This is a genomic window from Psychrobacter sp. H8-1, from assembly GCF_904846575.1.
Taxonomy (GTDB): Bacteria; Pseudomonadota; Gammaproteobacteria; order Pseudomonadales; family Moraxellaceae; genus Psychrobacter; species Psychrobacter fulvigenes.
The window spans coordinates 1524327-1551218 of the sequence record NZ_CAJHBG010000001.1; the positions used below are offsets into that span (position 1 = coordinate 1524327).

General features: G+C 44.7%; 23 protein-coding genes. 8 read left to right on the plus strand and 15 right to left on the minus strand.

Translation table 11 applies throughout. The annotated features are described in order from the left end of the window. Positions 1-109: 109 nt before the first annotated feature. The 5 genes from JMY01_RS06240 to JMY01_RS06260 form a co-directional block, all read right to left on the minus strand. On the minus strand, positions 110-853 hold the full coding sequence (locus JMY01_RS06240; RefSeq protein WP_201574761.1) for a zinc-dependent peptidase: 744 nt from the start codon (positions 851-853) through the stop codon (positions 110-112). A gap of 69 nt (positions 854-922) precedes the next feature. Further along, complete coding sequence (locus JMY01_RS06245; RefSeq protein WP_201574762.1) at positions 923-1375, minus strand: hypothetical protein; 453 nt, start codon at positions 1373-1375, stop codon at positions 923-925. 196 nt (positions 1376-1571) lie between these two features. After that, positions 1572-4148, minus strand: coding sequence for an excinuclease ABC subunit UvrA (gene uvrA, locus JMY01_RS06250; RefSeq protein ID WP_201574763.1), 2577 nt, complete (start codon positions 4146-4148; stop codon positions 1572-1574). Positions 4149-4416: 268 nt separating this feature from the next. After that, the gene (locus JMY01_RS06255) at positions 4417-5661 is read right to left on the minus strand and encodes a DUF819 domain-containing protein (protein ID WP_201574764.1); all 1245 of its coding nucleotides are present in this window, start codon (positions 5659-5661) and stop codon (positions 4417-4419) included. Positions 5662-5909: 248 nt separating this feature from the next. Then, positions 5910-7562 (minus strand): DEAD/DEAH box helicase, encoded by a 1653-nt coding sequence (locus JMY01_RS06260; protein WP_201574765.1) that lies wholly within the window; start codon positions 7560-7562, stop codon positions 5910-5912. Positions 7563-7706: 144 nt separating this feature from the next. On the opposite strand from JMY01_RS06260, the gene JMY01_RS14270 reads away from it, so the two are divergent. Further along, positions 7707-7829, plus strand: coding sequence for a hypothetical protein (locus JMY01_RS14270; RefSeq protein WP_265089848.1), 123 nt, complete (start codon positions 7707-7709; stop codon positions 7827-7829). A 401-nt stretch (positions 7830-8230) separates the two neighbouring features. Here the strand turns inward: JMY01_RS14270 and JMY01_RS06265 are convergent, their stop codons facing one another. Both JMY01_RS06265 and yghU read right to left on the minus strand, forming a co-directional pair. Further along, positions 8231-9349 carry a DUF1176 domain-containing protein gene (locus JMY01_RS06265; RefSeq protein ID WP_227677729.1) on the minus strand — a complete coding sequence of 373 codons (1119 nt, stop codon included), beginning with the start codon at positions 9347-9349 and terminating at the stop codon, positions 8231-8233. 391 nt (positions 9350-9740) lie between these two features. Further along, positions 9741-10613 carry a glutathione-dependent disulfide-bond oxidoreductase gene (gene yghU / locus JMY01_RS06270; protein WP_201574766.1) on the minus strand — a complete coding sequence of 291 codons (873 nt, stop codon included), beginning with the start codon at positions 10611-10613 and terminating at the stop codon, positions 9741-9743. Positions 10614-10949: 336 nt separating this feature from the next. Here yghU and JMY01_RS06275 point away from each other — a divergent pair, with 336 nt between their 5' ends. Further along, complete coding sequence (locus tag JMY01_RS06275) at positions 10950-12326, plus strand: DHA2 family efflux MFS transporter permease subunit (RefSeq protein WP_201574767.1); 1377 nt, start codon at positions 10950-10952, stop codon at positions 12324-12326. A 143-nt stretch (positions 12327-12469) separates the two neighbouring features. Here the strand turns inward: JMY01_RS06275 and bfr (JMY01_RS06280) are convergent, their stop codons facing one another. From bfr (JMY01_RS06280) to JMY01_RS06290, 3 genes are all read right to left on the minus strand, one after another. Further along, on the minus strand, positions 12470-12952 hold the full coding sequence (gene bfr / locus JMY01_RS06280) for a bacterioferritin (protein WP_201574768.1): 483 nt from the start codon (positions 12950-12952) through the stop codon (positions 12470-12472). A 64-nt stretch (positions 12953-13016) separates the two neighbouring features. Next, positions 13017-13505 (minus strand): bacterioferritin, encoded by a 489-nt coding sequence (gene bfr, locus JMY01_RS06285; RefSeq protein WP_201574769.1) that lies wholly within the window; start codon positions 13503-13505, stop codon positions 13017-13019. 197 nt (positions 13506-13702) lie between these two features. Continuing rightward, positions 13703-13894 (minus strand): bacterioferritin-associated ferredoxin, encoded by a 192-nt coding sequence (locus JMY01_RS06290; protein ID WP_201574770.1) that lies wholly within the window; start codon positions 13892-13894, stop codon positions 13703-13705. 542 nt (positions 13895-14436) lie between these two features. Here JMY01_RS06290 and JMY01_RS06295 point away from each other — a divergent pair. Continuing rightward, positions 14437-14751 carry a helix-turn-helix transcriptional regulator gene (locus JMY01_RS06295; protein WP_201574771.1) on the plus strand — a complete coding sequence of 105 codons (315 nt, stop codon included), beginning with the start codon at positions 14437-14439 and terminating at the stop codon, positions 14749-14751. Between the two features lie 105 nt (positions 14752-14856). On the opposite strand, the gene JMY01_RS06300 is transcribed toward JMY01_RS06295, so the two are convergent. The 4 genes from JMY01_RS06300 to JMY01_RS06315 form a co-directional block, all read right to left on the minus strand. Beyond that, positions 14857-15579 (minus strand): sulfate/molybdate ABC transporter ATP-binding protein, encoded by a 723-nt coding sequence (locus tag JMY01_RS06300; protein ID WP_201574772.1) that lies wholly within the window; start codon positions 15577-15579, stop codon positions 14857-14859. A 75-nt stretch (positions 15580-15654) separates the two neighbouring features. Then, complete coding sequence (gene cysW / locus JMY01_RS06305; protein WP_201574773.1) at positions 15655-16620, minus strand: sulfate ABC transporter permease subunit CysW; 966 nt, start codon at positions 16618-16620, stop codon at positions 15655-15657. Between the two features lies 1 nt (position 16621). Further along, positions 16622-17506, minus strand: a complete 885-nt coding sequence (gene cysT, locus JMY01_RS06310) for a sulfate ABC transporter permease subunit CysT (protein ID WP_227677730.1) — start codon at positions 17504-17506, stop codon at positions 16622-16624. Between the two features lie 287 nt (positions 17507-17793). Then, positions 17794-18888, minus strand: coding sequence for a sulfate ABC transporter substrate-binding protein (locus tag JMY01_RS06315; protein WP_201574774.1), 1095 nt, complete (start codon positions 18886-18888; stop codon positions 17794-17796). A 311-nt stretch (positions 18889-19199) separates the two neighbouring features. On the opposite strand from JMY01_RS06315, the gene JMY01_RS06320 reads away from it, so the two are divergent. Next, a complete protein-coding gene (locus tag JMY01_RS06320) occupies positions 19200-20321 on the plus strand; it encodes a Fic family protein (protein ID WP_201574775.1) in 1122 nt (373 codons plus the stop codon). A gap of 114 nt (positions 20322-20435) precedes the next feature. Here the strand turns inward: JMY01_RS06320 and sat are convergent, their stop codons facing one another. After that, the gene (gene sat, locus JMY01_RS06325; protein WP_201574776.1) at positions 20436-21689 is read right to left on the minus strand and encodes a sulfate adenylyltransferase; all 1254 of its coding nucleotides are present in this window, start codon (positions 21687-21689) and stop codon (positions 20436-20438) included. Positions 21690-21939: 250 nt separating this feature from the next. On the opposite strand from sat, the gene JMY01_RS06330 reads away from it, so the two are divergent. From JMY01_RS06330 to cysG, 4 genes are all read left to right on the plus strand, one after another. Next, the gene (locus tag JMY01_RS06330; RefSeq protein WP_201574777.1) at positions 21940-23625 is read left to right on the plus strand and encodes a nitrite/sulfite reductase; all 1686 of its coding nucleotides are present in this window, start codon (positions 21940-21942) and stop codon (positions 23623-23625) included. Further along, a complete protein-coding gene (locus JMY01_RS06335) occupies positions 23618-24208 on the plus strand; it encodes a DUF934 domain-containing protein (RefSeq protein WP_201574778.1) in 591 nt (196 codons plus the stop codon). Before JMY01_RS06330 ends, JMY01_RS06335 begins: the two co-directional genes overlap by 8 nt. A 58-nt stretch (positions 24209-24266) precedes the next feature. Further along, positions 24267-24905, plus strand: a complete 639-nt coding sequence (locus tag JMY01_RS06340; protein ID WP_201574779.1) for a phosphoadenosine phosphosulfate reductase family protein — start codon at positions 24267-24269, stop codon at positions 24903-24905. A 265-nt stretch (positions 24906-25170) separates the two neighbouring features. Next, a complete protein-coding gene (gene cysG, locus JMY01_RS06345) occupies positions 25171-26784 on the plus strand; it encodes a siroheme synthase CysG (RefSeq protein WP_201574780.1) in 1614 nt (537 codons plus the stop codon). Positions 26785-26892 lie beyond the last annotated feature (108 nt).

Genomic DNA, 26892 nt, shown 5'->3' on the forward strand with positions numbered 1-26892 from the left:
TTTGTCAGAGGCGCTTAACGTTTACTATGACAAAGGGCAGTGCATCACATACGATGCACTGCCCTTGTTTGTTTCATATTATTACCATATATTCATATTTATATATGAACTATAGTGGCGTTTGTTTAAAGAACTTCACCATAATCTCATAAATATCAGGGTAAGCGTCTACCAGTTTTCGTGGGGTCTCAAAAAACACTTCGCTAAGCACCGCAAAGAATTCAGCGGGATTGGTCGCACCATAACGATCTAATCCTGATTTACGATGCTTTTGGAAGTCTTCAAAATCTCGGCTCATAACCTCAGTCCAACGCTCAGGGTTCATATCGGGCTGTAGTGGCGGGAAGCCATTAGCACGGCCATTAAGCATATCGAGCTTATGCACAAACTCGTGAATGACGACATTGTGACCATCACGTTCGCCTGAGTGCTTGGCATCCTTCCATGACAATATGACCGGCCCGCGTTGCCACGCTTCTCCGCTACGATGTTGGGTGCCCTCATGCACAATACCGAACTCATCTACTGTTTTGGTTTCGCTTTTATACGAACCAGGATAGATGATGACTGACGACCAGCCAGCGTACCATTCAAGCCCTAAGTTTAAGATAGGTAGACAGGCTTGCAAAGCAATAGACTGCCTGATGCTATCTGTAATCTCAAAACCATGAGCGCCATTAATAGATTTGTCATCCAAAAACAATGTCGCCAGCTCAAACAAACGAGACATTTCATCCTTGTCTAACCTATCAAGTATGACAATACGCTCAGCAGCCTGCATCCAATCTGCATCAGTAAACTCGCTGTTATCCAATATACGCTGCTCGCGCCAGTCTTTTATTATGCTAAACATGGATATTGTATCCTTACCTTATTGCTAATAGAGGAGTTTTGCTTTTAACTTTAAGTCTTATTATTAACTCTAATCTAGTGGTAAAACCTTTATTTCAGCTAAATCTAAGCGCGCAAAGCTATCATCAGTTTCAAAATCCCAATCTTTAGGCATACTACGTTGAAGATTTAGCCCCTTTTTAGTATCAATAAATTTTGCTTCGTTTTTGGAGATGAATACAATCTTCCAATGTTTAGCTATTAGTTTAGCAACCTCCTCCTCTGGTTTTCCTTTTTCAAGTAAGCGAATTGATTCCCATATTATAGTTGAGCACGGAACAATATGCTCTGGATAAGGAGTTGCTCCATTTACGACCGCTTGTGATCTTCCGACAGCAACAAACTCCGCTTCTGGGTGAAGAATATGAGATAAAATCCTAGAGTGCACTCCTGATGGAATACCTGCTTTTTTTCGTTTAATACAGCTAGAGAAATGCTGCACTAGAACTACTGAGGCTTGATAAACCGATTCTTGTGCATTCATACTTATATCCTTGAGTAAATTAAGTCGTTCACATATTGTAGATATTTAGAGGTATAACCTGTATTAAATACTGAGTAGGTTTTACTACCTGTGGCAGTTAACGCAAATTTTGCGACAAATGGGTTTTTATCTATCTCATCTTATTTATACCCATCTAACGATAGTACTTTAATCGATAACACTACGCCAATTAACGTTACGCTAATAAAAAGGGCGCAGTTCGGCTGGTCTTTGACTTTGCCACTTCATCAGGTGTGCCTTGAGCGACTATCTGTCCGCCCTCATCCCCTGCCCCTGGCCCGATATCAATAATCCAGTCGCTATTACTGGCCACTTGCATATCATGCTCAACCATAATGACGGTATTACCCGCATCGACGAGTCCGTTCAACTGCGCCATCAACATCGATACGTCTGCTGGATGTAGACCGGTGGTCGGTTCATCAAGGATATAGAGCGTATCACCTCGTTGCGTGCGCTGCAGCTCAGTTGCTAGCTTAATGCGCTGGGCTTCACCACCTGATAGCTCAGTCGCCGGCTGACCCAAACGCAGATAACCGAGCCCGACTTGGAGTAATGCAGCTAGTGCACGCACAATAGACGCCTCATCGGCAAAGAACTCATAAGCCGCTTCCACCGTTAGATTTAGCACTTCAGCGATGTTTTTATCTCGATACGTGATTTCAAGCGTTTCATCATCGTAGCGTTGACCATGGCAGACTTGGCAAGGCGCGTAGACACTAGGCAGGAACAACAGCTCAACACTGACAAAACCTAAACCCTCACAATTTGGACAACGGCCTTTGACCGTGTTAAATGAAAAGCGACCCGCATCATAACCGCGCGCTTTGGCCTGCTCAGTTGCCGCAAATAATTTACGGACATTATCGAACAGTCCAGTATAGGTCGCAAGGTTTGAGCGCGGTGTACGACCAATGGCTTTTTGATTGATATTAATAAGACGACTGACTTTGTCCATGCCAGCAATGATTTTGCCATTCGTAACCGTTTCAAACTCTTGCTCAAGCAAATCCGCTTCGCCCGTTGGAGCATCCACGTGCGCTTTTTGTCCTAAAGCCTCATTGACAAGCTCAACCAATGCCTGACTCACAAGACTTGATTTGCCAGAGCCAGATACGCCAGTGACGCTGGTCATAACGCCTAGCGGAAACTCAACGCTTAACCCTTGTATATTATTGCGTTCAACACCAGCCAGCTTTAGCCACGCTGTTGGCTGTCTTAGTGATGGTGTAGATAGCTGATTTGTCGTTGAATCCGCCAAATCAGTATCAGTATCAGTATCAGTAAATAGATATTGAGCCGTTTGTGAATAAGCGACATCACGTAGTCCCTCTACAGGGCCGCTATACACAATTTCACCACCGTGCGTGCCAGCCTTTGGCCCCACATCTACTACCCAATCAGCATGCCGGATAACGCTCACATCATGCTCAACGACAAACACTGAGTTACCAGCAGCGATGAGTTCATCCAATGCACCCAGCAACGCCTGTGTATCAGCAGGATGCAAGCCAGCGGATGGCTCATCAAGCACATAGACTACGCCAAACAGCTGCGAGCGAATTTGGGTCGCCAGACGCAGACGCTGTAACTCACCTGGCGACAAAGTCGGTGTCGTGCGTTCAAGTGATAAGTAACCCAAGCCCAGTCTCGTTAATGCTTCGACACGAGCGAGAATATCACTGGCGATACGCTGAGCAACGATGGCTTTTTCGCGGTTGGGTGTCTCATTAGCGACCTTGGTGCGAGCCGTCTTTTCGAGTTTAAGCGCTAGCTCGGTTAAGGTGAGCTGCGATAACTCGCCAATATCTAGCCCTTCAAATTTAACGGATAACGATTCTTTTTTTAGCTTCTTCCCATGACACTCAGAACACTCGGATATCTGCATAAATTGCGAAACACGTTTTTTGGTGCGTGGGCTTTGGGTATTAGCAAATGAGTGCAAGATAAAGTTCTTTGCACTGGTAAAGGTGCCCATATAGTTTGGCTTCTCACCTTTTTCAATCGCTTCACGTGTCTGCTCGATATTATATTCAGGATAGACAGGCACCATCGGCGTCTCATCAGTGAATAGAACCCAGTCGCGGGTCTCTTTGGGAAGTTTATTCCATGGCGTATCAATGTCATAGCCAAGCGTCGTTAATATACGACTGAGGTTCTGCCCTTGCCACGCGGGCGGCCATGAGGCAATAGCGCGCTCACGAATGCTTTTAGTCGCATCAGGCACCATCAGCGCTTCGGTGACTTCAAACACACGACCAATGCCCGAGCACGTTGGGCATGCCCCTTCTGGCGTATTGGGCGAAAATGCGTCGGCGTATAGCATCTCCTGACCCGCAGGGTACTCGCCAGCTCGTGAGTACAGCATACGCAGGCCGTTCGATATGGTCGTGACACTACCAACAGATGAGCGCACAGAGGGCGTACCGCGTTGCTGCTGTAATGCGACCGCGGGTGGTAACCCTTCTATTGCATCGACATCCGGCTCATCGACCTGATCTATCAGACGCCGCGCATAAGGCGATACGGAATCAAGATAACGGCGCTGTGACTCAGCAAATAAAGTCCCAAAGGCTAAAGATGATTTACCAGAGCCTGATATACCCGTAAAGACTACTAGTGCATTACGCGGTAAATCAACATCAACGTTTTTTAAATTATGAACACGTGCGCCTCTGACTTGAATTTGATTCTGATTATGCACATGACTGTTAAAACTGTCGGAAATTTTATTTTTATTAGAATTAGCCATAAAGTTATCATTCCTCGCAAATCGTTTTTCTCATAAGAGACGTAGTGAGATATCTATAAATGCAGACAGATACCTATTTGAAGAAAGGTTAACACGTACCTATCGATAGCTATGGATAGGCTTACGTATTAATACATAGATAGACAAAACGATAACTTAAACAATCAGCAGTTGTTAGTAGCGCTCGGGAATTAATGAGCTAAAAAAAGACCGCCTTTAGGCGGGTCTTTTTTCTATGAGCATCAAATATCCGAAATAGGAAATATTCTCACCCCACCACCAGCCGCATCATCTGCGTACTAATATAACCACCAAACGTACCCACCGCATAGCCAAGAATACCCAAGAATACTCCAACTGGCGCAAGTGATGGATGAAATGCCGTAGCGACAATCGGTGCCGATGACGCGCCGCCCGTATTGGCATTGGAGCCGACCGCCAAAAAGAAAAATGGCGCACGAATGAGTCTAGCGACCGCAAAGATAATCACGACGTGAATACTCATCCATAATAGACCAATGAGCAATAAACGCCATTGTGAGACGATGCCGGCTAGATTGATTTGCATACCGATAGCAGCAATCAATACAAAGATAAATACCGTACCGATTTTTGAAGCCCCAACATGGTCGAGCCTGCGAATCTTGGTAAAGGAAAAGATAACGCCTATTAAGGTGATAATCACCACCATCCAAAAGAATGAGCTGGCAAAGCTGTATTGTACTGCCCAGCTGTATGGCGCAAAGAAGCCTGCTATCTGCCCGCCGATAAAGTGTGCCACCCCTACCATCGCAAAGCATAAGCCAAACATCACCATTAAGTCGTTTATTGTCGCTGGACGTGCATGATCGCGCTCATAACTCTCAACCGCTGCGATGACTTTATCAATACTACTGCTATCAGCCCTTAATAGACGATCTATCTTATCGCTATGCTTAGCCATTACCAAGATAGCCAGTAGCCATAACGACGCATTGGTGGTGTCGACCAATATCATCATACCAAACAAGTCATCACTGACGCCAAACAGCTCCTTCATCGCCGCTTGGTTTGCCGCGCCGCCGATCCAGCTGCCAGCGACCGCCGAAAACCCGCGCCATAAAGTATCATCGGTAAACATCTGGGGCGACACCCATTTGGCCACACCCAAACTCATCGGGCCACTGATCACAATGGCGATACTAGCAGCGAAAAACATCGCAATCGCTTTCCAGCCCAAGCCAAGTATCTTGGGAACGTCCATCGACAAGGTCATGAGCAGCAAACTGGCTGGCAATAGATAGGTAGCTGTAAAGCCATAAATTTGCGAGCCCACACCGTCTGCAAACACCCCTAAGCTGTTGAGCGTCGCGGGTATAAAACAGCACAGAACAATCCCTGGCAATACGGCATAAAAACGGCGCCAGAACTTTCCTGGCAAGCCTTGAGTATAAAAAACCAAGCCGATGATGGCCATGATGATGCCAAACGCTAATGGCAGACTATCAATTGCTAAATTTGAGGTGGCGGGCATCAAAGCGCTCCGGATGTTTTGAGTAATTTCAAATTATAAAAATGGGTCAGTATAGACAAGGCCAAAAAGACACGCAAGCAAGTATTGTCTGATTACTCTTGGCTCTAACAGGGTTTTGACACTTATAGGACGGAACAGCAAACACAAAAAAGCCAGATAACAAGTATCTGGCTTTTTTTCGTGCTACGCAATACGATTAAGTATATGGCTTTATATTAAGCCTTTATTAAACGCAAGCAATCACTTTATTACGAGTTTCTACCACGGTTACCGCCAGTTGGACGGCCTTGACCACGGCTATCAGAACGACCTGCTGGGCGACCTTGGCTACCACTTGGACGACCGCGACCCGTTGCAGCGCGATCACCGCGTGGAACGCCAGTGCCATCACCGCGGCTAGGGCCACCGCTACGCTTACCTTGATATGGCTTGCCACCAGAGCGCTCATTTGGCTTACCAGATGAGTCACGTGGCTTACCTTGATAGCCGCTGTCATTGCTTGCGCGTTGACCAGTATTGCTATCGCTTGAACGACCACGGCCTTGACCACCGCCGCTAGACTTGCCAGCATAACCACCGCCTGAACGACCACGGCCTTGACCGCCACCTGAGCGTCCGCGACCACGGCCACGACCACCTTTGTTTTCGCTAGGAACATAAGTCTTTTTGGCTTCTAGGCCTTCAATGACACTGACTTCCATTTTGCGATCGAGATAGCGATTGATAGCGTTTAACTGTGGGCGATCATCCATGCTACATAGACTCACTGCAACACCCGTACGACCAGCACGGCCACAACGACCAATACGGTGTACATAGTCTTCCGTTTGACGCGGCAGATCATAGTTGATTACGTGCGATAGTGCTGGCACGTCAAGGCCGCGAGCAGCAACGTCAGTCGCTACCAAGATTTTGCATTTACCATTACGTAAGTCTTGCACGATACGGTTACGCTTGCTTTGTGGCAAGTCACCATGTAAGAAGCTGGCTTTATGGCCTTGTTCTTGTAAAGACTTCGCCAGTTTTTCAGTACTACGCTTAGTGGCAGCAAAGATAATAATTTGCTCCATCTCAGGCTGGCAAACGATTTTGTCAAGCAATCTGTTTTTGTGATCAAAATCATCACAGTAGTACACTTTTTCGTCAATATGTGCTGATTCAACCTTGATTGAAACGCGCTCTGGGTTTTTGGTGAAGCTGGCAGCAATTTTGCCAACAGGACCGTCCCAAGTAGCCGAACACATAATCGTTTGACGGTTAGAAGGTGCTGCTTTTAAGATGTCGTTGATGTCATCAGCAAAACCCATGTCTAGCATACGGTCAGCTTCATCAAGTACCAACACTTCTAGGTTTGATAAGTCAACGCGGCCAGCATTGATATGGTCAAGTAGACGACCAGGAGTCGCAACAATAACTTGTACGCCTTTTTTCAAAGCGGTGATCTGACCGTTATAAGGTGCGCCGCCAACCAAAGGTACACAAAATACACCGCGCATATCTTTAGAATACGTACGTACGCTATCATGGACTTGCTGAGCAAGCTCACGCGTTGGCGTTAAGATAAGGGCTTTGGTTAGTTTGTCAAAACTAGTAGCACGGCTTAAGCGGTCGAGTACTGGAATAACGAATGCAGCTGTTTTACCACTGCCCGTTTGCGCCGACAATAAAAGGTCACGGCCGTCTAGAGCAAAAGGAATGGCTTGTGCTTGAATAGGAGTTGGGTTGGTATAACCACTGCGATCAAGCGCGCTAAGAATCGGCTTGGCAATATTGAGGTCTTTAAAGGTTACTTGATTTTCTTCAGCAGCGTCAGTATTGGCCGCTTGAGTGTCAGAATTTGAGGCTTTGTTGCTTTCGATGATGCCGTTTTCGGCAGCGATTGTAGATAAGATGTCAGTCATGAAGATCCTTGGTGGTGTTAAGCTGCTGTAAATTCAGCAAACTTGATGCACACCACTGATAACCGTTCATCGCGCAATCTCATTTTAATCATCGTCAATAATAATGAAATTATTGACAATTAGCAGCCAGGCTCATTGGAGCCCATGACTTCTATAAAAGGGGTTGTGCGTTGTCTGACGTATTTTGGTGGTAGTGCCGAGTGTCTCATCCTTGTCTGCTATAAGCGCATTATCGAAGCTTTGTCCAAAGCAGATAAAGGCAAATAACAACCAATCTAGCCTCATTGGCTAGTAGATAAGATATGAGTCAAAAATAATAATTGATTATTTAAGTACACAAAATCATCGGCAACAATTACTCTCGGTCAATCCTAGACCCAAAATCGCAGGCGATGTTATCAATCTCATAATTCACGCTAGTCTATGCTAACGTGGGGACGCAGTATAGCACAGTAAACTTATAATAAACGCTTTATTTTTGAATTTCGATCAACACGGTCATATTTATGATCAATTACAGCCCTCAAAAACAGCTGAAAGACCTTAACCGACTGCTTTTTGGCACCCCAAAGGATTTGATAATACATAAATCGATTGGCTGGCAGCACGCAACATGTCCACTGTAATCTTAGATGCCCTTTACCTCAGATATCCTTTAGCTTATTAGCTTAGATGCTTTTTACTTCCGCTACGAAGGTTGGGAGCTGCCAGGTACCACCCGCTTCAACCATACGGCAGAGTCCTGTGGTGCCTTCATAACTTTTGACAAAGCGTTTACCAGTCCAAATCCAATCGGTCCTGGATAGGCAGTCACCAACCCCGCGTCCTTTTTGTACCGAGCTTATCTTACCGTTAGTATATTCTGTCGCATCAGTGGTCACGAGCGCTGGACTATATGGGCTGCCGTCATTGATTACCCACATACCAGTGCCTGAGTTGTACGCACTTGTCCAGCAGCTATGCTGTACCAAGAGCTGGCTACTATTCAAGCGATTAACACGCCAAGGCGAATTGTCCGTTAACTTTGGACAATCAGCACTGACATCTTTGACGGTGCCTTTGACCAACTCGGTAAGCTGTGATGACTTCATACTAAATTTTCTATTGGTATTTGGTCTAGAGCTTGGGATGATAAGCTGTAGCTGCGGTGCAGGCTGCGGTGCCAACACACTACTATTGGATTTCGTCGGAGGATTTGTCTGCACAAAAGCACTCGGCGTCCCTACTCGGCCTTGTACCTCATCTGCTTTTAGCATGACAGCTGCAGCGCCTTTGTCAGACAACTGCCAGCGAGTATTGCGCAGTGCCAGCTCAATCTTACTCGATTTGGTCAATGCTTCGAGCAAAGCTGTGACTTGCGCTGAAGTCAACTCCGCATCGCCAGCGGCTGTCAAAAAAGGTTTGGTTTCACCCAGGTCTTTGTCGTCGATGACCAGCGAGATACGATGACGTCTGCCCAACTGTAGCAATGCTTTGGTAGAGCTTTCTTTGGCAGCGCCGATCTTGACGCGACCAGTCACGCTAGCATTACTACCTGCACGGCGTGTCAATAAAACCGATACAGGAAGCTCGCTATTACCTTCAGCTTGGTAACCTGCCAGCCGGCATGTGCGTGTATTGTCGCACACCACTTGCCAATCATGATGAGTCATCTCCACTGCCGACGATGCAGCGCTACTCATTGGACTGATGGCAGCGGTACTGATAGCCATCACTATTGGCAGCGCCAGCCTATATTTTAAAATATTGGTTTTTATCAACTTATCCATCAATTTGTTATTTCTCACTGCTTCGAATAACCATATAAAATGGTTTTTTTATTAGTATTCATAATATAACTGCTATTACGTTTCGCTCTTTGCTATATTTCGCTTTTTACTATAGCGGTACAGGATACAGGCCAATGCTCATTCATTTTCATAGCTTTTACTCATCAACACTGGTAAGCAAATATCGAGTCTGTTTTGTACCCGTCTAATGTTAGCGCATTAATATTTCAGTCTATTATACTAATGTAGCATTATGTAATTCCATAAGTAAACAACTTTAGTTGAATATCTGCTAATTATCAATTTATTCATGCCCGCAAAAATAAGACTAATAAGCATGACACCTATTAGTCTTACGGACATGGATAACTTATGTGATATCTCTCAGCTAACAACTACTAAAACCGTCTTATCTAATAGGAGCTAACTCTAACTCTACAGCCCTTTTTACCGCAGGTCTCTCGGCTATTTTTTGCGCCCAGCGTTGGACATGAGAATAATCATCAACTTGCAAAAACTCGGCAGCATCATAGAGCTTTCCGAGTGCTAACTGACCATACCATGCCCAAATAACCATATCAGATATATTATAGGCATCTTCGCCATTACCACACATATATTCACTATTTTTTAGATGTCTGTCCAGAACATCAAGTTGACGCTTGGTTTCCATGGTAAAACGATTGATAGGATATTCCATAGGTTCAGGCGCATAAGCATAAAAATGCCCAAAGCCGCCGCCTAAATAAGGAGCACTAGCCATTTGCCACATCAGCCATGATAAGCACTCTGCTCGAGCTTTGGTTTGCGCTCCAGCCGCAGACGGCACAAACTTGCCAAATTTTTCTGCAAGATATAATGCAATGGCGCCCGATTCAAAAACAGCTATAGGCTTCCCGTCCTCTGTATTGGGAGAGTAATCCACCAAGGCTGGTATTTTAGAGTTCGGGTTAATAGAGACAAAATCTGAGCCAAACTGATCGCCTTCAGAGATATCAATTTTATAGGCATCATAGGCAGCGTCTTTGATACCAAGCTCGGCCAATTCTTCCAAAAGGATATTTATCTTAACGCCATTCGGTGTATTTAGTGAGTACAACTGAAGCGGTGCATCCCCTACTGGTAACACCTTTTCATGGCGCGCGCCAGCAGTTGGGCTATTGGTACTAGCGAATTTACCGCCATTTTCTTTATCATTTTTCCACACTTTGGGCGGTGTATAGCCATTATTGTTGGTATTGGCGTCGCTATCGGTCTGGGTTTTATTATCAATATTACTCATAATCTATCCTTTTTTATTATAAAAACCTAATGAACGGTTTGATAAGTGTACAAATGATTGATGGTTTGGGATGCATTGATACTAGGATACAGCGGCTACAAATGTATATTGGCCTTACTATAACGAGTGTCTAGCAGCTTTTCAAAGTCCCTCTTGTAAATAGGATCTGTTCGACAGACCCTAAGGTAGTGGTTTCTAATCTGAGTTAATCACGTTATCATTGACGTTTTTTTTATTAGAGGCTATATAGAGTTTCAGAGATGAATTCTATATAGCCCCAAGCCGCCAAGAGCTATTAGCTCTCGGCCGCTTTATCTGTTTTATGGTGATGTACATATGGTAACGCTCACAGAAACACAAAGTAAATATCTGCCTTATGTACTGGCGGTGGCGCTGTTTATGCAAATTCTGGATGCCACCATCTTAAACACCTCACTACCACAAATGGCGCAAGCACTTGGTGAATCACCACTCAAAATGCAATGGGCGGTGATCAGCTATGCTTTGACCCTGGCTATTTTTATTCCGATCAGCGGCTTCTTAGCTGATAAATATGGCACACGCCGTGTTTTTCTATCTGCCATTGTTATTTTTTCTATTGGCTCTTTGCTATGTGCAGCCTCGCCTAGTTTAGATTTCTTGATAGGTTCACGCATTGTACAGGGTATTGGCGGCGCCATGATGACACCTGTTGCCCGCTTGATTTTAGTGAAGTCGTATCCACGTAATCAGCTACTGACGGTTATGAACTTTGCAGTGATACCAGCACTGATTGCGCCTTTAGTAGGCCCAGTACTTGGCGGTTATATCGTTGAATACACCAGTTGGCATTGGATATTTTTAATTAACATCCCAATGGGGCTGGCGGGTTTTATCATCGGTAAAAAACTGATACCCGCGTTATTTGAAGATACTAAACGCCTCGACTGGTTGGGCTTTGTCTTGTTTGCCGCTGCTGCCTGCGGGTTCACCCTTGCTGTCGAGTTTGGCTCACAGGTTGGGCGCGGTCTTTATGGTCTCGTGCTGGCTGTGGCTGCTAGTGTTTTGTTAGGGGCTTATGTGGCACATGCCAAACGCCGATCAGCGCCTTTATTCCCCTTAAGCCTATTTGATATTCGCACCTTTCGAATCGGTATCACGGGCAACTTATTTACCCGACTGGGCATCAGCGCTGTACCCTTCTTACTGCCACTATTATTACAAGTAGTGTTTGAGTACTCACCATCCAAGGCAGGTTGGTTACTTGCACCCATCGCTATAGGGGCGATGGGCATTAAACCTTGGGTCAGCAAAATAATCCAGCGCTACAGTTATCGCACCGTACTGGTCTATAACACTACTTTGATTGGCATATTAATCATCTTGTTGGCACAGTTCAATGATCCGTCAAACTGGTTATGGTTTATCCCTCTGTTGATCGTAATGGGTGCTTGTAACTCCATGCAGTTCAGCGCCATGAATACGATTACCATTGGTGACCTAGAGGGCACACAAACCAGTAGTGGCAATAGTCTAATGGCAGTCAATCAGCAGTTGGCCATCAGTTTTGGCATTGCTTTTGGTGCCGCGGTACTAAACTTGTTACGAGAGCAGTTTCATCTCGACACTCTAGCCGCCTTCCAGACCACCTATTGGATTCTAGGGTGTCTAACTATCCTGTCGGGGCTATATTTCTTACGTTTAAAACCTGAAGATGGTCGCGGCTTATATTGAGTGCCAACGAAAAACAGGTAAAAACACCTGTCTTTTAGAAGTGCTTAAATAGAAATGCATAAAGTCTAACCGCAAAAATGCCAGCCTATGTTTTGACAAGTCAAATTGAGACTTATCAAAACATAGGCTGGCGCATGATAGTTCTATGGTGCGCTATCGTCATGCATTTGCGATTGGATATAGCGCTCTACCCCAATGCTTTGAATCAAGTCTTCTTGTGTCTCAAGCCAATCTTGGTACTCTTCATTGCCATCTTTTAGAGTGGTGAGCAGCTGACGAGAGACATAGTCGCGCTGCGCTTCACATAAGGTAATGGCATCGGTAAGGATGGCGAATTTTTGCTTTTCTAGGCGCAGATCACATTCAATCACCTCTGGTACATCTTCACCCACCAATATTTTACCTAACTCTTGCAGATTCGGCAGACCACCTAATAACAAGATACGCGCAATCAAATCATCTGACCACTTCATTTCGGTGATGGACTGCTTGTATAACGAATCATTAAGCGTTTCTAACCCCCAATGCCGTGCAATACGTGCGTGCAAAAAATACTGATTTATCGCAATCAGTGACTGTCCAAGAACCTTATTTAAAGCTTGAATGACCTCTTTATTCCCTTTCATCCTCTCTCTCCCTTCATGTCTGCTATCTATCTAAATATTATTGCTAATCATATCCATAATAGTATCAAACAGTATTAGGAGTGACTTCAGCCATTTGGCTTTGTAGATAATTGGGCAAGCCAATCATGTCGATGAGGCGCAGTTGTTGCTCAAGCCAATGCGCGTGGTCTTCTTCAGTGTCCTTCAGCTGCTCAACCAACATCTCACGTGTGACGTAGTCATGCTCCTCTTCGCAGAGTGCAATACCGTCTTTTAGGTGCTGCTGTACTTCGTATTCTAAATCAAGATCGAACTGTAGCATTTCAGGTACGCTAGTTCCGATGTTGATCTCATTGACGGTCATTTTGGGTGTGCCACTGAGCATTAGGATACGGCGGATAATGGCCTGAGCATGTAAAGTCTCATCCTCCATCTCATGATTGATACGATCGAATAATTTGCCGTACTGCCACTCAGCATACATCTCTGAGTGAATAAAGTATTGGTCACGTGCAGCCAGCTCCCCGCCCAACAAAAAATTCAGATAATCTATGACCTTTTGGCTACCTATCATGATGTGTACTCTCCTATAGTTATTGTTTTAGCTTATTCTCTGTTTATATTACTCAATATATAGCATAACCCTCTTGTCAGCAAACTAAGTAAGCCTTAAGCCAACGAGGATCTTTACGATGTAAAAGTATTCAGTCAGCACAAAGGCTGCAAGCCGATTAACAATACCAAGCTGATTGTCATTCAATCAAGTTATGCCTATACCGCATAAGCCAACACATCGAGCTTAGCGTAGTGCTCATCTAAGTAGTCATTGACCATTGGCTCACAACATCCGCAGCATGTTGCAACGCTCAGTGTCTGTTTGAGACCGTCAAGGGTGTCAACTCCTGAGGCAATAGCAGCTTTGATTTGCTTATCGTTCACGTTATTGCAGATGCATACATGCATGGGCTTCTCTCCTAAGGATAGGACCAATATTCATAAAGTTTTTGATAAATATGATGCTTTTTTGCAAAAATAATATCTCAGACCATTAAATCAGCACGCGATAGCATCATGTTATTATCTATTTTTTTATGATAACGATAATCATTGTTATTTTCAATAACTTTTGTGAAGCTATTATTTACTCGCTTTACACAAATCAATAATGATGTGTGGTTTGTATTTATGTAAGTGAATACTAAATCTAATAGTGACTTAATGTAATCGACATTTCTCAGGTTAGATGAAAGGTGCTATAATGCGGACAAATGGTAAATTCTTAATAAGTGCCAATAAATTAAATATTACGAAACTCATGAATGTTGGTATATTTATTTCTACGCATATAGAGATACAAACTTACTATTTGCTAGATTGTAGCCGCTATTTTGTGAAATATCCTCTTCACTAACCAAATATGGCTGCTCAGACATTGGCTAAACGCAAATGATAGTTCACTAGCTATAGAGATATTATTCAGATCTCATCACTACTTGGAAATCCTTATGTCTAACCATATTCAGATAGAGCCGCTAGAGTTATTCAAAGTACTCTCCGACCCTACTCGTCTCAAGCTATTTCAAATACTTTTTCAAAAAGAGTCTCGCTGTGTCGGTGAGTTGGTTGAGATGCTTGATCAACCACAGCCTACCATATCGCGCCATTTAAACCATCTTAGAAAACTCGGTATCCTCAATTGTGTTCGTGATGGTACTTGGATGTGGTATGAAGTAGCCGATAATTTGCCTGAGTGGTGTCTAGACATCTTAGAAACCACTTATCATGCTTTGGATTACAAAATTCATGCCGAAGAGATATAACGCTTCGCTGGCAAGCTCTTTTATTATCATGTTTATAAAAAGACCTATAAATTATTATAGGTCTTTTTTTGGGTCAAAATTTGTTGCAGTACGAAACGAAAAAACCTACACCAAATCTAAAAAATCACTCACAAAGGCACTGGCTGGCTGATGTATCAACTCTTCTGATGTACCGACCTGCTCCACACGGCCATGATTCATGACGACAATCTCATCCGATACCGCACGCGCCTCTTCTTGATCATGAGTTACCATGATGCTAGTGATTCCCAGCTCGTGGTGAATGTTTCTTAGCCAAGTGCGTAGCTCTTTACGTACCTTTGCATCGAGTGCACCAAACGGCTCATCGAGTAATAATAATTTTGGCTTTACTGCCAAAGCACGTGCCAGCGCAATCCGCTGACGCTGACCACCAGATAGCTGATGCGGATAAGCATTCGCCAGTTGCGGCAATTGTACCAAGTCTAAGAGCTCTGCCACGCGCTTATTAATATCAGCCTTACTTGGTCGCTCATTTTTTGGTAATAAATTCAAGCCAAATGCGACATTATCGGCGATGTTTTTGTGTCGAAATAGCGCATAGTGCTGAAACATAAAGCCGATATGACGCTTTTGTACTGGGGTATTGGTCACGTCCAGCTCATCAAATAAAATCTGCCCAGAGTCAGCATACTCCAGACCCGCAATAATGCGTAGCAAAGTCGTCTTACCACAGCCAGAAGGCCCAAGCAGAGTCGTCAACTTACCAGTCGGTACCGTGATATTGATATCATCTAAGGCGGTGAAGTCGCCAAAAGTTTTGTTAACACTGCGAATCTCGATGCTCATGTCTGTCTCTCTTATTTTGTATTTCTTATATCATTTTAAGCCTCGCCATCTAAGTGATGACACGCCCAAAGCAAGTTAGCTTTTGTTAGCCAATGCTTTGTTTAGATCGGCTCTAGTTTCGCCATCCGTGTCAGTACTTGCTTCAGTGCTGACCAATAACGTCGGAATGTTCTCAATCCGTGCGGATTTGGCAAACTTGCGCTCTTGCATCTTGGTCATGATTTGCTGAACCAATAGGGTTATCAAAGCCAGTCCGGCAAGTAAGCTCGACAAAGCAAAAGCTGCCGTAAAGTTATAATCGTTATAAGCAATCTCGACGAGCAGCGGCATGGTATTGGTCTCACCGCGAATGTGGCCTGATACCACGCTTACCGCGCCAAATTCACCCATCGCCCTTGCGTTGGTCAAGATTAAGCCATAAAGCAGTGCCCATTTGATATTTGGCAAGGTCACATGCCAAAAAGTCTGCCAACCCGTAGCGCCTAAAGTGAGCGCAGCCTGCTCTTCACTATCGCCTTGGGTCTGCATAAGCGGGATCAGCTCACGTGCCACAAATGGGAAGGTGACAAATAATGTCGCCAAAATAATGCCAGGAACGGCATAAATAACCTGAAACCCCATGCTCTCAAGCCAGCCACCAACGGTAGAATTGAGTCCGAATAGCAATACAAACATCAAACCCGCCACCACGGGCGATACCGAGAACGGTAAATCAAGCAAGGTGGTGACCAGTTGTTTACCTTTAAACTGATAGCGCGTCACCAGCCAAGCAATGGCGATACCCATCACCATGTTGATCGGTAACACGATACCAGCGGTAATCAGCGTCAGCTTAATCGCTTGTAGCGCTTCTGGGTCAACTAAGGATGCGATATATAACTGCCAACCGTTTTTAAAGGCTTCATAAAACACTGCCAGCAAAGGGATGACCAACATGACAATCATAAATAACACCGCAACCGCGATAAAAATACGTCTAATCCATGGGGTGTCTTTGGTTGCAGGGTTGCTCTGATAGTCGTAGCTATTGGATATTTGCATATCAGCGGGCTCCTACGCGGCGCGACAGTTTCCACTGTACGATGTTGATACTTAGTAAAATAACAAAAGAGATAAGCAGCATAAACAATGCTACTGCCGATGCGCCTTGCACATCAAACTGCTCAAGTTTACTAATAATAATGATGGGTAAAATCTCAGACTGCATCGGAATATTACCCGCGATAAAAATCACTGAACCGTACTCGCCAGTCGCGCGGGCAAACATCATGCCTGCGCCCATCAGTAGTGCGGGCAACAGCTCTGGTAAGATTACTTTGCGAAACGTCGTTAAGCGATTGGCACCGAGTACTGCAGCCGCTTCTTCAAATTCAACCGATAACTCTGCAAGTACTGGCTGGACAGCGCGGACAATAAAAGGAAAACTGACCACGACCAAGGCCAGCCAAATACCTAATGGCGTAAAAGCCACCTGAATATCGAACTTGGCAAACCATTGGCCAATGAGGCCATTGGGCGCATAAAGGGTGGCAAGTGAGATACCAGTGACCGCGGTTGGCAGTGCAAACGGCAGATCAACCAAGGCATTAATCATAGACTTGCCCCAAAACTCATAACGCACGAGCACCCAAGCAACCAACGTCCCAAACACCATGTTGGTCAGCATCGCTAAAAACGACATCCATAGACTTAGCTTGATAGCTGCAGTCACTTGCGGCTGAGAGATGGTCTCCCAAAATCCCGTCCAGCCCATTTGCGTGGTGGTATAGGCCATCATGGCAAACGGTAGTACCACCAATAGCGATAAGCTAAAGACAGTGATACCCATACTCAGACCGAAACCTGGCAGTACATTGCGTTGACGCAAACGGGTCAGCCAACCTTTTTTGGCAGGGGCTTTGCGGGCAGAAGATGTTGTTGCACTCATAGTGATGTCCTGTTGCTTAACTAATAGCACTTAGCATTGCTACTTATCGTAAGACCCTGTTATATCGAACTACCTGACTCTCAATTTGTTTTGAACTATCGTAGACTGTGGCTTTAGAGCAGTTGAGAGTTGAGAGTGAGGTATCGAACTTATTATTAGTATGCTTACGGTATAAAGGACATAGCGTATATACCATGTCCTTTATGCGGTTTTTCATGACGATTGATGATTGTTTACGACTGGTGACTGCATGACTGTTGCTGCTAGTACCGCGACCGTATCAATCATTACTGCGGTGCATTTATCGCTAATTGATCGAAGACACCATTATCACTAAAGTACGTACCCATGATCTCATCCCATGTGCCAAAGGCGTCATTTGGACGGAAAGTTTCAATTGGAGGTAACTTATCACCATTCTTCTCTAGCACGCTTTGTACGCTAGGACGCAGATATAGGTTGGCCGCTAACTGCTGAGCAGGCTCGCTCCATAAGTAATCAAGATAGGCTGTTGCCGCGTCCGTTGTGCCTTTCTTATCCGTCACCGACTTCACAATAGCAACTGGGCTTTCAGATTTGATCGAATACTTAGGATAAACGATGTCTACTTGCCCAACCCCAAAGTCAGTCGCTGCAAGGTTGGCTTCGTTCTCAAAAGTGACCAATACATCACCGATACCGCGCTGCACGAAAGTCGTCGTCGCTGCACGGCCGCCATTCTCATAGACTTTGACGTTTTTGAGCATGTCGCGGACATAGCCTTTGGCAGGTGCTTCTTCATTATTAAAAGCATGTAGACCGTAACCATAAGCGCCTAAGAACGCATAACGACCGTTACCCGTCACTTTTGGGTTGGCCATCACAATCTCAACGCCCTCTTTGGTCAAATCTTGCCAATCACTGATGCCTTTTGGATTGTCTTTACGTACCAAAAATACGATGGTGCTGGTAAATGGCACCGCATTATCAGGGAATTTGCTTTCCCAATCTGACTCAACCAAACCTTCTTTCTCTAGTAGCTCAATGTCTGAGCCTTGGTTCATGGTCGCAACATCTGCTTGTAGACCGTTAGCCACAGACAATGCCTGCTTGCTTGAGCCGCCATGAGACTGTTTGATTAGAATATTGCTGTTTGGGTGCTCGCTTTTGTAATGCTCAACGAACAGCGGGTTATAGTCTTTATAAAAGTCGCGTGCCACATCATAAGAGACGTTTAGCAACTCAATGTTTTGCGTTTCTGCTGCTGGCGTGCCATCAGCATTAGCAGCGGCTTCTGGCTGGTCGCTGTTGCTACAGCCAACCAGACCTAGCGTGAGCGCTACTCCAGCAATGCTTAAAAGGGTTTTATTTTTGTGTTGATAGCGTGCAGTGTAAGATGTCATTAAATGCCCCAAAAGGTGTTTGTTATGTAATGCAGCTATGCTAACAGCACCTTGTTATTATGTTTAATGACGAATATGCGTATGTTATTGCCACAATGGAATAACAGGAGATTGACAGGCAAATGATCATAAAAGTACGTGCTCGCTGTGATATAAAAAAAAACGATTTGTAAGTACGGTAGTAAGGCGAGCTTGAGGATTCAAGATGCTGCACATGACCTGAATACTCAAAATGCATTGAATAACCCCTATAATCACCGCATAATATGCAGAGATTAGGCTTTTAATGACCGCATCACTTAGGAATAACGATGAAACATGTGACTTATATCCATGAAAGACCAGACTGGACACAGTGGTGCTGGTCGGATAAACAATTGCTACCACTAGTGAGTCGTGTGCGGATATTGCAGGGACATTTGCTTGGAAAATTATTAACGTTAGGGTTTGATTTGAACGTTGAAGCACAGTTAGATGCGGTCACTCTTGAAGTGGTTAAAACATCTGAGATCGAAGGCGAGATGTTAAATGATGAGCAAGTACGCTCCTCTGTCGCACGGCACTTAGGCATAGAAACTTATGACATGCCTGCTGCCACGCGCGAAATTGATGCGATTGTTGAGATGATGCTTGCGGCCACTTATGGTTATCAGACAGCGCTGACACTAAACGACTTACTGGGATGGCATAACGCTTTGTTCCCGACAGGATATAGTGGGCTTTATAGCATTAAAACAGGAGCAATCCGTGATGACAGTAAAGGACCTATGCAAGTGGTGTCTGGTGGCTACGGGCGTGAACAGGTTCATTTTATAGCACCAAGTGGAGATAGGTTGCCCATAGAGTTAGAGCGCTTCTTATCATGGTTCAATACCTCAGCTAATGAACAGGATAATTTAGACCTCGTCATCAAAGCAGGTGTCGCTCATTTATGGTTTGTGACACTGCATCCTTTTGATGATGGAAATGGCCGCTTAACACGTGCAATAACCGAAAGAATGCTGGCGCAGAGTGACGGTAGCATGCAACGCTTTTACAGCATGTCGGCTCAAATACTTAAACAGCGTAATGAATACTACAAAATTCTAGAGCGTACTCAAAAAGGGGATTCAGATATTACAGAATGGTTGGTTTGGTTTTTACAAACGCTAGAGCAAGCACTATTATCTGCACAGAAAACAACGGATAAAATCATCAGCAAAGCCAGCTTTTGGCAGACCCACCGTCAGCAATCATTAAACCCAAGGCAAGTAAAGATGCTCAATATATTACTGACTGACTTTTATGGCAAGCTCACGACCAAAAAGTGGGCGACGATGACGAAGTGTTCAGCGGATACCGCATTAAGAGATATTAATGATTTGGTAGAAAAAGGCATGTTAGAGAAGTCTGCTGCTTCAGGACGTAGTACGAGTTATAAGGTGGTGCTGTAAATTTAGCGCAGGCTTATATAGATAGCATAGACTCATATAGAATAGATAAAAAAGCAAAAACCCCAGTCGTTAGACTGGGTTTTTTTTAAATGTGTTAGCTACAACTAATAGAATCTATACCGAAGATGCACCGACTAACTTCACCTCAGCACGTTCCTCTTTTGCGATGCCCGCATAATAATCACGCAAAATCTGCAATACTTCTGGACGGCTAAAGTTCTCTGGCACGTTTTCATCTTCTGATAATGCCTTACGCAGCTTAGTACCTGATACTTTGACATGCTCAGACGCTTCATGCGGGCAAGTTTTGTCTGAAGCCATGGCATTACAAGCATTGCACCAAAACGTCCAGCCAATTTTTAGCGGCTGCGTAATCAAATCATCTTTACCGACATATTCAAAGATAGTCTGTGCATCAAACGCACCATAATAATCACCAACGCCCGCATGGTCACGACCGACAATCAGATGGCTACAGCCGTAGTTTTGACGGAACACCGCGTGTAGTAGCGCCTCTCGTGGTCCTGCATAACGCATATCTAGCGGATAACCGGCTTGAATGACTGTGTCTTGTTTAAAGTAATTATCAATCAAGGTTTTGATGGCTTCTTGACGCACTTCGGCTGGGATATCGCCTGGCTTCAATGCCCCGAGCAATGAATGAATCAAGACTCCATCACAAATCTCGATAGCAATCTTGGCAAGGTATTCGTGTGAGCGATGCATTGGATTACGCGTTTGGAAAGCGGCAACCGTTTTCCAGCCTTTGGCATCCAGTATTTCCCGCGTTTCAGTAGGGGTTTTATAAATTTCCGGATATAAGGTTGGGAACTCGCCTTCGCTCAATACTTCGACACTACCTGCGATATTTACTTCACCTTGGTTGAGTACTTGTTGCACGCCTGGATGTTCACTGTCAGTAGTGGTAAAGACTTGCTGACACTCATGTTCTTTATCAATGATATAAGTCTCTTCTACCGTCAAGATGCCCATAATCTCACCATCTTGCGCCACTAACGCGACTTTATCACCTTGGTTTAAGTTATCGGCAGTCGCTTTAGGCGCTGATAACGTGATGGGAATCGGCCAAAACAAGCCAGCATTGTCACCACTTTGCAGGCGCATATCATCAACCACCCCTTGCCAATCCGCTTGGTTCATAAAGCCATTTAGCGGCGTAAAGCCACCAATACCGAGCATAATCAAATCACCACGCTCACGCGAGCTCAGAGTAATCGTCGGCAAGTTGCTGGCAAGTTTCAATGCTTGGTTGCGGGCGTCACCCTTTAATAGTAACGGTTTAAGCTCGCTGCTGCCATGTGGCGGAACAAGTTTTGATGGCTGTTGATTAGCAGTGGTAGATGTCATTTTTTGAAACCTTTATAGGTAGTGATGAAATAAGTCGTGATAAATTTGATAAGCATAGGCTACCTAACTTTCGTTATGAAAATTTATGCTGACTTTGGATATACATATGTCTTAAAGGAATTTATGTTTGCAGGCGCAAGCTTATATGATGTGACTCTGAATTGTTTACCTTGCGACTGGCAATAAGATTGATTACACACGCCAATCATTTTCGTCGCTGCTTTTATGTTTAAAAAATTGAGATTACGTCATGTATCAATATAACTACGCTGACCAAACCTTGGTAGAAGAACGAGTCGCCCAGTTTCGCGACCAAACCGAACGGTTTTTGGCAGGCGAGCTGCCAGAAGAGCAATTTTTGCCGCTGCGTTTGCAAAACGGCCTCTATATCCAGCGTTATGCGCCGATGTTGCGTATCGCCATTCCTTACGGCTTGCTTGCCAGCTATCAGCTACGCAAATTGGCTGAGATTACCCGTAAGTATGATAAAGGTTATGGGCACATGACCACCCGTACCAATATTCAGCTGAACTGGCCAAAACTAGAAGAAGTGCCAGACATTTTGGCAGAATTGGCAACGGTACAGATGCATGCCATCCAAACCTCAGGTAACTGTATCCGTAACACCACAACGGATCCTTATGCGGGTATCCATAAAGAAGAAATTGCTGATCCACGTCCTTATTGCGAAATCATTCGTCAGTGGTCAACCTTCCACCCTGAGTTTGCTTTTTTACCACGTAAATTTAAAATTGCAGTCATCGGTACCGAAGCGGATCGTGCGGCAACGCAAGTACATGATGTGGGTCTGCACGTCGTTACCAATGACGCAGGTGAGCTTGGCTTTGAAGTGATCGTTGGTGGTGGCTTAGGACGTACGCCTATTATTGGTAAAACGATTCGCAAGTTTTTACCGCGCGAGCATTTACTCAGTTATCTTGATGCGGTTTTGCGCGTCTATAATTTGCATGGTCGTCGTGACAATAAATACAAAGCCCGTATTAAAATTTTGGTCGACAGCTTAGGCGGCGATCAGTTTGGCAAATTGGTGGAGGCTGAGTGGGAGGCGCACACCAAAGACGGTCCGCTGACCTTGACGGATGACAATTTTGACACCGCTGCCAGCTATTTTAGCATGCCTGATTATCAGTCATTTGATGCGCTCGCAGTACAATCAGAGTTGCAAGCACAATTGGCAGACAATAAAGATTTCGCTGATTGGTATAAGCAAAACACCGTGGCACATAAGGTGGACGGTTACCGTGCGGTAGTAATCTCTTTAAAAGCCGGACTGGTGGACGGTCGTTATGTGCCATCAGGTGACTTGAGTGATGCGCAAATGGATGCGCTTGCCGATTTGTCTGATCGTTATAGCTTTGGTGAATTGCGCGGTACGTATCAGCAAAATCTAGTATTCGCTGATGTGCAAACCAATGAGCTTTATGAATTGTGGCAGCAGCTATCAGATTTGCATTTAGCACGCGCCAATATCAACACCTTAACCGACATGATTGTCTGCCCAGGTTGGGATTATTGCTCACTGGCCAATGCGACTACGCACAATATCGCTGAGCAAATCGAAAAGCAGTTTGATGATTTAGATTACTTGTATGATCTTGGTGATATTCGCCTAAACATGTCAGGTTGCATGAATGCTTGCGCCCATCATCACACAGGTGATATCGGCATCTTGGGTGTGGACAAAAAAGGCGAGCACTGGTATCAGATTAGCCTTGGCGGTAACTCTAGTAATGACGCCAAGTTGGGCAAAATCTTAGGAAAAGCGGTGCCAGCGGATGATGTGGCCAGCACGCTACAAACCATTTTAGATGTGTATCTCGATATACGCGGCACTAACGAACAAGATGTTGAGGGTTTTGGTGACGTGATTGACCGCGTTGGTATCGCCCCCTTTAAGGAGAAGGTCTATGGCTAATCATCATGTGCTTGATAGCCATGGCGCAGACATCAGTGGCGAAGATACTTGGCAAGCGCTAGCGACAGCGCAGCTGCCTGACGGTATCGCGTTATCAAGCCTGACCTTACTTGAGCTGTTACACAAACAAGAAAAAGTTGATGTACTTGTCCCATTAGCAGATTTATTAAATGCTGATGGAAAACTGGCAAACGGTTTGCTCGCGCAAGTATTGGATATCCTAAAGCAGCACAGCAGCCGATTGGGTGTGTGGATCACATCCAACACCGATGCTGATGATCTGTCTGATGTAAAAGAATTTTTATTGACGCAAGACTTGATCGTCATTCATGTCCCAAGTTTTGTGGATGGTCGCGGTTTTAGTTTTGCACAGACCCTGCGTCAGCTTGGTTATGAAGGTGATATTCGCATGGCAGGCGCGTTTGGTCGTGATCAAATCGCTTATTTGCTGCGCGCTGGTGCTACTAGCTTTGTACTCAATGAGCATGATGCTAAATCTGATATTAGCCAAGCCTTCACTGCCCTAGCCAGTAGCTATGATGGTCGAGACGCTTCAGCATTACCGATGTTCTCAAAAAACTGATTTTATTATTCACTATCAAATCGCTATTTTTATATTAACAATTATTAAGGAATGTATTATGAGCCAATTACACCCAAACCTAGATATCGACCAAGCAAACCAAGATTTGCAAGGTAAATCACCTGAGCAAATCGTTGAGTGGGCATTGACGCAAGCCAAAAACCCAATCATCACCACCAACTTCCGTCCTTATGAGTCAGCGATCTTGCATTTGGTTGCCAAGCAGCGCCCTGACATCACGGTATTGTGGGTAGATTCAGGCTATAACACCGATGCGACCTATCAGTTTGCCAACAAATTGATTCGTGATCTTGATCTCAACGTCGTGACGTATATTCCAAAACAAACCGCTGCCCATCGTGACGCCACCATGAATGGCATCCCAGGCATTGACAACCCGCAACATGGCGAGTTCACTGAACAAGTGAAACTTGAGCCATTCCGCCGCGCGCTAGATGAGCTGAAGCCTGACGTGTGGTTCAATGCCATTCGCAAAGATCAAACCGAATTCCGCCAAGGTCTTGATGTGCTTAGCTTATCAAAAGATGGCGTGCTAAAAGTAGCGCCTTTATTTGAAAAAACAGACGCTGATTTAGACGATTATCTGCTTGAGCATAATCTGCCAAATGAGTTTGATTACTTTGATCCGACTAAGGTAGAAGAAAGCCGTGAGTGTGGTTTACATACGCAGCTGTAGTACAAAGCTATAGTCAGCCATAATTTTGAAAGCCCTTTTATACATAGGTAAGAGGGCTTTTTTATGGCAAACACCTTTATTCTCCTCTATTCTCATCTGCTTTTTTATTTTTCTTTCTATTGTTGTCCCTATTCTTTTTTCCACCAAAACTTATCGCTAACATGACAAAAACGAATATGCTAATGCCAATTCACTAAGTGAGAGTGCGCCTGTGATACCTCATAATGGCAACATCTCTTACATTGAATAAATTGCTGGTGATGCTATGAACACCTTTCCCTTATTTTTTAAATTAGAAGACCGCAAAGTACTTATCGTTGGCGGCGGTGATGTCGCGCTACGTAAAGCAGACTTACTCAGCCGCGCTGGTGCTGCCATTACGATTCTTGCACCAAGTATCAGTGCTGAAATACAAGCCTTGCTATCAGATAGTAAGCACGAACTCATCTATGAAAATTATAATAAAGCTTATATGACAGGTGCGCGCGTTATCATCGCCGCGACTGATATTGAGGCGCTGAATCATCAAGTTCACGCTGATGCTAGCGACCTTAATATTCCAGTAAACGTGGTCGACACTCCGCATTTATGTGATTTCATCTTTCCAGCAATCGTCGATCGCAATCCCATTGTGATTGGTATCTCGTCCAATGGTAAAGCGCCCGTGCTGGCACGTCTACTGCGTGCACGTCTTGAAACTCTAATTCCGCAAGGTTATGGCAAATTGGCCAAGCTAGCAGGTGAGTTTCGTAGCGAGGTAAAAACTAAGATACCAACTCTTACAGGACGTCGGCAGTTTTGGGAGCGCGCCTTTGAAGGTCAAGTCAGTCAGCTGATATTTGCTGGTAATGAGAAGAAAGCGACTGCCCAATTGCAAGCGGATTTAGATAACACTGCATCCGCTATCAAGAAAAAAAATACAGTAGAGAATGAATCCACAGAATCCCAAACCGTAAAAAATATAATGGGCGAAGTTTATATCGTTGGTGCAGGACCCGGTGATCCAGAACTGCTCACCTTTAAGGCGCTGCGTCTTATGCAGCAAGCCGATATTGTCTATTATGATGCGCTAGTATCACCGCAAGTATTGGATTTATGCCGCCGCGATGCCGATAAAGTATTTGTCGGTAAAAAGCGTAGCAACCATGCGGTAGCTCAGCTTGGTATCAATGAGCTGTTGGTCAATAGTGCAAAAGAAGGTCGACGCGTCGTTCGTCTAAAAGGTGGCGATCCCTTTATCTTTGGACGTGGCGGTGAAGAAATTGAAAGCTTACGTGCGCATGGTGTACCTTATCAAGTCGTACCCGGTATTACCGCTGCTAACGCTGCCGCCAGTTATGCTGGTATTCCGCTGACTCACCGTGACCACTCACAATCAGTACGTTTCGTCACTGGATTTTTGAAGGCTGGCGCACCCAATAGCAATTTTAAAAGCTTTTTAAATACTGATGAGACCGTGGTGTTTTATATGGGTTTGCATTCGCTGGCGCGTTTGACTGAAGGTTTAATTGACGCTGGGCGCAGTAGCGACACCCCGATAGCTATCGTCTCCAACGCCAGTATGCCCAATCAGCAAGTATTAACTGGTACGCTTGAGACTATTGTTGCTCAGCAAGAACAAGCACAACTACCAACCCCTGCCTTACTTATCATGGGTGACGTCGTCAGCTTACATCATGATTTGGCTTGGTATAACCTATATAATCAGCAAAACAATCAAAATAGTGAACATACAGCTAGTAACTGGCTACGTGAAGGATCAGCTACTACGGACAAAGATTCAAAACAATTTACGAGCCAGCAAGCGCATGCGCTATCTATGGTCGCTAATTTGGCTGGACAACAGGAAGAAGATTTGGAGCAGTTGGTGATTGGCTAATTACTATTAAGGTGAAGCGACTATCGAGATAGTCTCTTCATTACCAAAATACTTTTCCTCAATAAATATTGCACATGAAATATCCGTTACTATTCCATCAGTGCCATG